General features: G+C 60.4%; 9 protein-coding genes. All 9 read right to left on the reverse strand.

All coding sequences use genetic code 11. From position 1 onward, the window contains the following. Nucleotides 1–54 precede the first annotated feature (54 nt). Nucleotides 55–666 carry an FKBP-type peptidyl-prolyl cis-trans isomerase gene (locus AB5Y85_RS02065; RefSeq protein ID WP_005338405.1) on the reverse strand — a complete coding sequence of 204 codons (612 nt, stop codon included), beginning with the start codon at nucleotides 664–666 and terminating at the stop codon, nucleotides 55–57. A 150-nt stretch (nucleotides 667–816) separates the two neighbouring features. After that, nucleotides 817–1,542 (reverse strand): copper homeostasis protein CutC, encoded by a 726-nt coding sequence (locus AB5Y85_RS02070; protein WP_005338406.1) that lies wholly within the window; start codon nucleotides 1,540–1,542, stop codon nucleotides 817–819. Nucleotides 1,543–1,616: 74 nt separating this feature from the next. Further along, the gene (locus tag AB5Y85_RS02075) at nucleotides 1,617–2,519 is read right to left on the reverse strand and encodes an ROK family protein (RefSeq protein ID WP_204380818.1); all 903 of its coding nucleotides are present in this window, start codon (nucleotides 2,517–2,519) and stop codon (nucleotides 1,617–1,619) included. A gap of 108 nt (nucleotides 2,520–2,627) precedes the next feature. Further along, nucleotides 2,628–3,134 (reverse strand): GNAT family N-acetyltransferase, encoded by a 507-nt coding sequence (locus tag AB5Y85_RS02080; protein ID WP_005338408.1) that lies wholly within the window; start codon nucleotides 3,132–3,134, stop codon nucleotides 2,628–2,630. Next, nucleotides 3,122–3,928 carry a M48 family metallopeptidase gene (locus AB5Y85_RS02085; protein WP_005338409.1) on the reverse strand — a complete coding sequence of 269 codons (807 nt, stop codon included), beginning with the start codon at nucleotides 3,926–3,928 and terminating at the stop codon, nucleotides 3,122–3,124. The genes AB5Y85_RS02080 and AB5Y85_RS02085 overlap by 13 nt, the downstream gene beginning before the upstream one ends. Nucleotides 3,929–4,109: 181 nt before the next feature. After that, nucleotides 4,110–5,084, reverse strand: coding sequence for a PstS family phosphate ABC transporter substrate-binding protein (locus tag AB5Y85_RS02090; RefSeq protein ID WP_005338411.1), 975 nt, complete (start codon nucleotides 5,082–5,084; stop codon nucleotides 4,110–4,112). A 178-nt stretch (nucleotides 5,085–5,262) separates the two neighbouring features. Further along, nucleotides 5,263–6,558: a phosphate regulon sensor histidine kinase PhoR gene (gene phoR / locus AB5Y85_RS02095; RefSeq protein ID WP_064338495.1), complete on the reverse strand. Its 1,296-nt coding sequence runs from the start codon at nucleotides 6,556–6,558 to the stop codon at nucleotides 5,263–5,265. Nucleotides 6,559–6,566: 8 nt separating this feature from the next. After that, nucleotides 6,567–7,256, reverse strand: a complete 690-nt coding sequence (gene phoB / locus AB5Y85_RS02100) for a phosphate regulon transcriptional regulator PhoB (RefSeq protein WP_005338414.1) — start codon at nucleotides 7,254–7,256, stop codon at nucleotides 6,567–6,569. Nucleotides 7,257–7,357: 101 nt separating this feature from the next. After that, a complete protein-coding gene (locus tag AB5Y85_RS02105; protein ID WP_107682390.1) occupies nucleotides 7,358–7,768 on the reverse strand; it encodes a VOC family protein in 411 nt (136 codons plus the stop codon). Nucleotides 7,769–7,868 lie beyond the last annotated feature (100 nt).

Genomic DNA, 7,868 nt, shown 5'->3' on the forward strand with positions numbered 1-7,868 from the left:
AATCCAAAAACAAACGGCGACCCGAGGGTCGCCGTTTGCATCAAGCCAGCAGGATCACAGGATGTCCAGCAGCTCGACTTCAAATACCAGTGCAGAGTAGGGCGGGATGGAACCGGCACCACGGGCACCGTAGGCCAGATCGTGGGGGATGTAGAGCTTCCACTTGGAACCAACCGGCATCAGCTGCAGCGCTTCAACCCAGCCAGCGATCACGCCGGTCACCGGGAATTCAGCCGGCTGGCCGCGAGCGACGGAGCTGTCGAATACACCACCGTGGGTAAAGGTACCGTGGTAGTGCACACGCACGGACTGACCGGCTACCGGAACGGCACCGTTGCCTTCTACCAGCACTTCGTACTGCAGACCGGAGTCGGTCACCTTCACTTCAGCGCGCTTGGCGTTATCAGCCAGGAAGGCTTCGCCGTCAGCAGCGGCGGCCTTGGCGGCGGCTTCCTGCTCTTCTTGCATACGCGCAGTGATCACCTGGAAGGCATCATTGATATCGTCACGGCTGACCGCGAACTCCAGACCATTCAGGGCATCTGCCAGACCTTGTTGCAGGGCCGGGATATCCAGACCGGCGAAAGCTTGCTGCGCCAGCTGATCACCCATGTTGCGGCCGATGCCATAGCTGGCCTTCTGTTCGATAGAGTCGTATTGGGACATTGAGATGTTGCTCCAGATCCATGTAGTAAAGAGGCGGGATAATATCAGACTTTTGGCCGGGGTGCTGCCGGGGGCGCCCCTGATTTCCCCGTCAGTGGGAGGAACTTCACACAAGATGCGGATGAACGCCGCCCAACGGCGGCGATCTGCTTAACCGCGATCCAGCAAGGCTCTGACCGCGGCCACCTTGGCGCCATCGGTGATATTGACCCGGCCATCATCCGAGGTGCCCATATTTACGCCATGGGGCACCATGCCGCCGCGCCAGCCCATGCCGGACATATGCACTTCGCTCACTCCGGTGAACTCGATGATGGTACGCACGTTGTCGGCATTGACCCCGGCCCCCGGCATCAGGCTGGCACGCCCCGCCAGCGCCTGCTGCATCTCCTGCAGGGTTTCCAGCCCAGCCAGCGCGGTCGGCGCATGGCCCGAGCTCAGAATGCGCTCGCAACCGGCAGCAACTATGGTCTCCAGATCGAGGCGCCAGTCGGAGGAGAGGTCGATGGCGCGATGGAAGGTGACTCCCAACGGGCCTGCTGCATCCACCAGCTGTTTGAGTTTGGCGGCAGGCACCCGCCCCTCCTCATCCAGCAAACCGACCACCACCCCTTGCAGCCCCGCAGCGCGTGCCGCCGCGATATCTTGCAGCATCATCTCGAACTCGCCGTCGTTGAAACAAAAATCCCCGGCGCGCGGGCGGATCATGGCATAAACCGGCACTGTGGCATGGCGGGCCGCCTGCTGCATAAAACCGTAGGAGGGGGTCAGGCCGCCCAGACCCAGCGCAGAGCAGAGCTCGATACGATCCGCCCCGGATTGCTGGGCGGTGAAGAGGGATTCCAGGTTGTCGATACAGATTTCAAGACGGGTCATGAAGACTCCTTTTTCGGGGAGATCAGACCCCACATCTGATCTCATAGCGGGGAGATCAGACCCCACATCTGATCTCATAGATTGAGCAAGGCTGCGCCGCGCACACCACCGGCACCGCCGAAGCGGGCCTGGCGGATCTCGGGCAGGGCGACCCCGGGCAGCAAGTGACCGGGCAGACGCAGCGGCAGCTGTTCATAGAGGGCGGGCAGGCCGCTCAGGCCGCCCCCCAACACCACCACCTCGGGATCAATCACCGAAACGGCGGTGGCAAGCCCGGCGGCCATGATCTCCAACCAGCAGTCGACCGTCTCGACCGCATGGGGTTCATGGGCCTCGAAGCGCCCCACAATCTGGTGACCCGTGGCACGTTGGCCATGGAAATGGTGATAGAGACGCTCCAGACCGGTGCCGGAGGCATAGGTTTCAAAACAGACCAGACGGCCACAGCCGCAACGGGGACGGGGCAACTCGGGATACTTCATCAGCATGGTCGCGGGCAAGGGGTAGTGACCAATCTCGCCAGCCAGCCAGTTGCGCCCCTGAATAAGCTTGCCCGCCAGATAGACGGCGCCGCCGATACCGGTGCCGATGGTGACGCCGAGCGCACTGCCTGCGCCGTCGGCTGCCCCTTGATGCACTTCGGACCAGAGGAAGCAGTTGGCGTCGTTATCTACCTTGACCGGCCGCTCCAGCAGTTCGGCCAGATCTGCGCCCAGATGGCGACCATTGATGGAGGGCAGATTGGCCGCCACTATGCTGTGATCCTGGCTGTTGATGACACCGGGGAAACCAATGCCGACCGAGCCCCGTGCGCCGAAGCGGGCATCCGCCTGCTCGACCCGGGAGCGGATCAGCTGCTGCAGCCCCTCGTAATCGTTGCCCGGAGTGCTCATGCGCTCCTCGTGGCAGAGGTTCAATGCACCGTCATAGACCGCAAAAGCGATCTTGGTGCCACCGATATCAAAGCCGTAATACATGCCAGCACTCCCTTGTCAGCCCGTGTTTATCCAACTCTGTTTCAAGGGGGACATTGTATTAATTCGCAAAAAAAATAAAGTGACCGAAGGCGAAAAACGGGAGAGTGATCAGAGCAAACGGCTCATTTGTCGCTGCAGGCAGGGCTGCCCGAGGCTTATCAGGGTGCGCTCCTCGCCATCAAAAACGAAGCCACGGCGCAGGTAGAACCCCTCGCCGATGTGGTTGCCATCGAGCAGCCACAATTTGACGCTATGGCAACCGGCGCGGCGCATCTGCATCGCCACCGCCTGCCACAGCCGTTTGCCATAACCTTGTCGCCAGTGGTCGGGATGGAGGTAAAAAGCGCGGATCAGGGCATGGCTCTGTCCCGCTTCCTGTTGTGGTTGCCAGTAGAGTAGGCCAATCACCACCTCGTCGAGACAAAGCAGCATGGGCCTTGGGCCCGGCTCGGCCAGACGGCTCTGCCAAATCTGCAGATGGGCGGTGACGTCCAGCTGCTCCAGCAGGTCGGCACCGAGCACCTGGCCATAGGCAGCGAGCCAGCTGGCTCGCTGCATCACCGTCATGGCGGCGGCATCGTCGCTGCGCGCCATGCGCAGGCTTATGCCTTGCATTGGGGCACCAGACCGTTGGCGCGGGCTTGCTCATAGAGCGGCAGCACTTGCGCCTGTTGCGCCTGCAACTCGGCGATCCGGTTCTCGTTGCTCGGGTGGGTGGAGAGCAGTTGCGGCGGCGTGTTGCCACCGGCGGCGGCACTCATGTTTTGCCACAGGGGGATTGCCTCGGCCGGATTGAACCCGGCGCGCGCCATCAGCTCAAGCCCCAGCCGATCCGCTTCGCTCTCCTGAGTTCGGCCATAGGGCAACATCACCCCCACCTCGACCCCGAGGCCAAGGGCGGCCATGGTGGCGCCGCGGTACTCGCTGGTGCCCATGGCAATGTCGGCGGCCGCCAGACCGATCCCCGCCAGCTGGCTGCGCGAGAGTCGCTCGTTGGAGTGCTGGGCCAGTACGTGAGTCAGCTCGTGACCGATAACGGTCGCCAGCTGATCCTGATTCTTGGCCACCTTGAGCAGACCGCTGTAGACACCAATCTTGCCGCCGGGCAGGGCGAAGGCGTTGACCTGTTTGGAGTCAAACACCACCACTTCCCAGTTGGTGATGCCATAGCTGGCCGGCACTTGGGCGGTCACAGCCTTGGCGACACAGGAGACATAGGCGTTGAGTTTGGCATCCTTGCTCACCTTCTCCTGCTTCTTCATCTGCTCGAAGGAGTCGGCGCCCAGCTGGTTCATCTGCTGGGGAGAGTAGAGCAGCATCTGGCTGCGGCCGGTCGGCGACTGGGCGCAGGCGACCAGCAGGGAACTACAGAGGGCTACCATGCCAAACTTGGTGAGGGACGCAATCATGAAGGGATCCTTTGCCATAACGTTGCCCTATTCTCGGAAATGCCGCCCTGCTGCGCAAGGGAGCCAGCCCCCGGCTGGCGGAAAAATATCCATCCTGCGCTATTAACAAAACTGACAGCTGCCAAAAACAAAACGAGCCCGCTTGGGGCTCGTTTTATCAGGGCATGCTGACTGCAGGCAGTTACATGATACCCAGCTTTTTCAGGTCAGCCTGTACCACCTTGGCCGGCACCGGCACGTAGCCATCTTTGGCAACGATGTTCTGGCCTGCTTTGGAGAGCATCATCTTGACGAACTCTTGCTCCATCGGGGAGAGCGGCTTGTTCGGATGCTTGTTCACGTAAACGTACAGGAAGCGTGACAGCGGATACTTGCCGGTGATGGCGTTATCGGAGGTCGCTTCGATGAAGGTCTTGCCATCTTTGGAGAGCGGTACTGCACGCACGCCGGAGGTGACATAACCGATACCGGAGTAGCCGATGCCGTTCAGGGAGGCAGAGACAGACTGCACCACGGAAGCAGAACCCGGCTGCTCGTTCACGCCGCTCTTGAAGTCGCCGTTACACAGGGCGTGCTCCTTGAAGTAACCGTAAGTACCGGATACGGAGTTGCGACCGAACAGTTGCAGATCCTTGCTGGACCAGTTGCCATCCAGACCCAGATCAGACCACTTGGTGGCAGCCTTGGCTTCGCCGCACTTGAGGGTGCTGGAGAAGATAGCGTCGATCTGCGGCATGGTCAGCCCCTTGATGGGGTTGTCCTTGTTGACGAACACCGCCAAGGCATCGACTGCAACGCGGATGGCAGTCGGCTTGTAGCCGTAACGCTTCTCGAATGCTTCCTCTTCACCGGCCTTCATGGCACGGCTCATCGGACCGAACTGGGCAACACCTTCGGTCAGGGCAGTCGGGGCGGTAGAAGAACCGGCGGCCTGGATCTGCACGTTGACGTTGGGGTACAAACGCTTAAATTCTTCGGCCCACAGGGTCATCATGTTGGCCAGGGTGTCAGAGCCGACAGAGGACAGGTTGCCCGAAATGCCGCTGGTCGGTGTGTAATCCGGCAGGTCTTTATCCACACCGGCAGCCAGGGCGCTGACAGAAAACAGGGTTGCTGCGGTGAATCCGATTACACCAGCCAGTTTGTTGAGTTTCATCCAATCTCTCCAAAGTTACAGAAGGTCCGTTCTTAAGACGGCGCCAGTATCTGACCTGGCAGTGACAAATTTATGGATTTAATGTGACACTTTAATGACATGGCGACAGATTTGAACAAATGAAAAGAGGGCCCGTTCAAAGGCCCTCTTTTTGCAGCTAACTCATTGCCATAAAAGACTATTTAATCACCACCATGCGGCTCGGAATGAGAAAGCTGAAGCGGCTGCCAAGGCCGACCCGGCTCTCGATATCGAGCTGGCAGTCGTGATGACTGAGGGCATGCTTGACGATGGCAAGGCCAAGTCCTGAGCCGCCGGTGTGGCGCGAGCGTGCCTTGTCGACCCGATAGAACCGCTCGGTCAGCCGCGCCAGATGCTCGGGGGCAATCCCCTCCCCTTCATCGCTCACGGCAAACAGCGCCATCGCCCCCTGCTTGCGCCACTCCACGGTAATTTTTCGCCCCGCCGGGGTGTAGTGAATGGCGTTGTAGACCAGGTTGGAGACGGCACTGCGCAGCTGCTCCTGATCCCCGCGCACCAGCAGATTGGGCTGCACCACAAATTCAATCTGGTGGGCCCGATCGCCCGAGAGCGCCCGCGCCTCCTGCTCCAGCAGTCCCAGCATGGCAGGCATGTCCACCAGATGGGAGAGATCCACGGTCGGGGCCGCCTCGATACGGGAGAGGGTGAGCAGCTGATTGACCAGATTATCCATCCGGATGGTCTGCTCCATCATCACCCGATGCGCTTTGGCCCACATGGCGGGCGGGGGCGGCTCCTCGGTCATCTCCAGATAGCCCTTGAGCACGGTCAGCGGGGTGCGCAGCTCGTGGGAGACGTTGGAAACGAAGTGCTTGCGGGTCTTCTCGAGACTGCGCAAGCGGGTGACATCCCGTACCACCAGCATCGCCTGATCGGAGGCGTAGGGCATGATGCGAAACTCGAGAAACTTCTCCTCGTTGACCGGGGAGTGCATCTCGAGGGGCTCGTCATACGCCCCCTTGCCCAGATAGGCGTTAAAGGCCGGATTGCGAATGAGGTTGCCGATATGCTGGCCGGCATCCTCCGGCCAGCGAAAACCGAGCAGTTGCTCCGCCAGCCGGTTGCACCAGAGGATGCTGCCATCGGTGCGAAACACCACGGCGGCATCGGGCAGCGCCTCGGCACCCTCCCGGAAGCGGCGGATCAGCCCCGCCAGCTCGCGGCGACGGGCGCGGTGACGCTGCTGCAGCTTGTAGATACCGTTGAAGATGTACTCCCAGCTGCCATTGCCGCTGGGGGGCACCAGGCTGCGGTCGTGCCACAGCCAGTCAGAGAGCCGCTTCTGGAAGCGATAGTGCCAGCCCAGATGCAACACGGCCGCCACCAACAGGCAGAGGGCAAGATGATCAATCAACCAGCCAACCAATGCGAAGGGGGCGTAAAAAAACGCCATTCGCCACAACTGTCGCCGCCAGGCGTAAGGTTGCAACATAACTGCCTCTAGAGACGGGTTGAGAAGCGGTATCCGGCTCCACGCACCGTCTGGATCAATCTGTCGTGCCCTGTCTCTTCAATCGCCTTGCGCAGGCGACGAATATGCACATCCACGGTTCTGTCCTCGACGTACACATTGGTACCCCAGACATTATTGAGCAGCTGTTCACGGCTGTAGACCCGCTCGGGGTGAGTCATGAAGAAGTGAAGCAGCTTGAATTCGGTCGGCCCCATGTCGAGCGCCTTCTCTTCGGCACTTACCCGGTGGGAGACAGGATCGAGTTTCAGCCCCTGCACCTCGATCACCTCGTCTACCGAGGTGGGCGACACGCGGCGCATCACCGCATGGAGGCGAGCGGTCAGCTCCTTGGGCGAGAACGGCTTGGTGATATAGTCATCGGCACCGGCCTCCAGACCACGCACCTTGTCCTCCTCTTCACCGCGAGCGGTGAGCATCACCACCGGGATCTGGCGCGTCACCTCATCCTGCTTGAGCTGCTTGATAAACTGGATGCCACTGCCGCCCGGCATCATCCAGTCGAGCACGATGAGTTCGGGGTAGGGTTCGCGCACCTTCGCCAGTCCATCGGCGTAATCTTCCGCTTCAATCGTCTCATATCCCTTCTGCTCCAACACGAAGCAGAGCATTTCGCGGATCGGTGCTTCGTCCTCGACCACCAGAATTCGCTTAGCCATTCCCTTCTCTCTCCTCTGTGAAGATGGGTGCGCCAATTATTAGAATTTTCTGTGACACTTTTATGACTTTATGACAGGCGGGATGATAAACGTTTTCAGATTCAGTTGGCAGCAGTACGTTGCAACAAGTCCCACCGGTTGCCGCTGATATCCTCAAACACCACCACAGTGCCATAAGGCTCGTCACGAGGCTGTTCACAAAAATGAACACCGTACGCCTGCATGCGCTGGTAATCCCCCCAGAAATCAGTGGTCTCGAGGAACAGAAATACCCGGCCACCGCCCTGCTGGCCGATGGCGGCCTGCTGCTGCGCATTGGCCGCTTGTGCCAGCAGCAACGCGGAACCGGGGGCACCTTTGGGGGCAACCCGTACCCAGCGCTTGCCCGGTTTGCCCGGTTCATCGAGCCGAGTGTCTTCCAGGAGCGCAAAGCCAAGTCCCTCGGTAAAAAAGCGAATGGCCTGATCGTAATCAGCCACCAGCAGAGTCAGCGCCCCTATGTGTTGTGACATGGCAGAAAAACCTCAACGGATGAGTCAACGGGCGCAATGCCCCGGCCAAGGCGCATCATAGCGGCTGGATGGGCAGGGCTCCAGCCGTCATGTGCGTCTT

This window comes from Aeromonas sp. R3-1 (assembly GCF_040908345.1).
In the GTDB taxonomy this organism is placed as follows: Bacteria; Pseudomonadota; Gammaproteobacteria; order Enterobacterales; family Aeromonadaceae; genus Aeromonas; species Aeromonas veronii.